This is a genomic window from Inquilinus limosus MP06 (genome assembly GCF_000767795.1).
Classification (GTDB): Bacteria; Pseudomonadota; Alphaproteobacteria; order DSM-16000; family Inquilinaceae; genus Inquilinus; species Inquilinus limosus_E.
The window spans coordinates 1-1,434 of sequence record NZ_JANX01000939.1 but is presented as its reverse complement, the minus strand read 5'-3'; the positions used below and the strand labels follow the sequence as shown (position 1 = coordinate 1,434).

Genomic DNA, 1,434 nt, shown 5'->3' with positions numbered 1-1,434 from the left:
GGGTTCTCTCGGCTTGAGCCGGCCCGGACCGTCGCAAAACCGGCGTGGACGGCGAGTTCAGCGCCCTGCCCATTCGCGCGCGGACGCGCACACGTCCCCTCCCTACCCCCCTCCCGCAAGGGGAGGGGGGACTTAAGAAGCTCATTCCACAGATCTGTGGATCCGACAGTTCGCGGGGGGAGGACGGATGCTGCAGTCGCCGCCCATCCCGCAGGCGGGACCTCGTCATGATGACCCCGCCCAATCCCCGCTACGGCCGGATCTGGGACGGGTGCCGCGTCGGGCTGCTCGGCGGGTCGTTCAACCCGGCCCATGCCGGGCACCGGCATATCAGTGTCGAGGCGATGAAGCGGCTGGGGCTGGACGCGGTGTGGTGGCTGGTGTCGCCGCAGAATCCGCTGAAGCCGGCCGCCGGCATGGCGCCCTTCGCCGAGCGGATCGACTCCGCCCGCCGCGCCGCCCGCCACCCGCGCATCGTCGTCACCGGCATCGAGGCGGATCTCGGCACCCGGTTCACCGCCGACACGCTCAAGGAACTGGCCGCCCGCTTCCCGCGCACCGAGTTCGTCTGGCTGATGGGGGCCGACAACCTGGCGCAGATCCGCCACTGGCAGCGCTGGACGAAAATCTTCGAGACCGTGCCGGTTGCCGTCTACGACCGTCCTTCCTATTCTCTAAGGGCGTTGTCGGGATTGGCGGCGCAGCGGTTCGCGCGGGCGCGGATCGACCAGGATCACACCCGGGCTCTGGCCGGAACGGCCCCACCGGCCTGGGTGTTCTTCCTGGCGAAGCGTCACCCGGCCTCGGCCACGGCGCTGAGGGCCGCGCGAAGGCTTCACCGCGATCCCGCCGACGCCGCGTCGCAACAACAGCGCCGTGCCGCCGCACAACCATGAGGTGAACGCCATACGACCGAACACCGAGACGCCCCTGGCCGAAGCCGGGCGTCTGCCGCCGGGCCTCGCGGCCAGCCTTGCCCGGCCCCTGCTCGAGACCGCCCTCACGTCGCTCGACGACGACAAGGCCGAGGATCTGGTCGTGATCGACCTGACCGGCCGGTCCTCCATCGCCGACAGCCTGATCATCGCCACCGGCCGCTCCTCGCGCCAGGTCGCCGCCATGGCCGACCACCTGCTGGAGAAGCTGAAGCCGCTGGCGCCCGGGCCCGTCCAGATGGAAGGCCAGCAGCGGGGCGACTGGGTGCTGATCGATGCCGGCGACGTGGTCGTCCATCTGTTCCGGCCCGAGGTGCGCGAGTTCTACGCGATCGAGAAGATGTGGGACGACGACGCCGAGCGGGTGACCCGCATCGGCACCGCGTAAGCCGGCACCGACGCTTCCGCCATGCGGCTGACCATCGCCGCGGTCGGCCGCGCCCGGCCTGGGCCGCTGCGCGACCTGTTCGACGACTATGCCGGCCGTTCCGCCTGGCCC

General features: G+C 71.0%; 2 protein-coding genes. Both read left to right on the top strand.

All coding sequences use genetic code 11. The features are described 5' to 3' along the window. The first annotated feature begins 227 nt into the window (after positions 1 to 227). Entirely contained in the window at positions 228 to 896 is a 669-nt protein-coding gene (locus P409_RS34185) for a nicotinate-nucleotide adenylyltransferase (protein ID WP_081992207.1), read from the top strand. Next, positions 877 to 1,323, top strand: coding sequence for a ribosome silencing factor (rsfS, locus tag P409_RS34180; protein WP_430515684.1), 447 nt, complete (start codon positions 877 to 879; stop codon positions 1,321 to 1,323). Before P409_RS34185 ends, rsfS begins: the two co-directional genes overlap by 20 nt. Positions 1,324 to 1,434 lie beyond the last annotated feature (111 nt).

What these genes read in the sequence shown, in the direction of transcription:
- P409_RS34185 (WP_081992207.1), top strand. Translation starts at nt 228, where the DNA reads ATGATGACCCCGCCCAATCCCCGCTACGGCCGGATCTGGGACGGGTGC.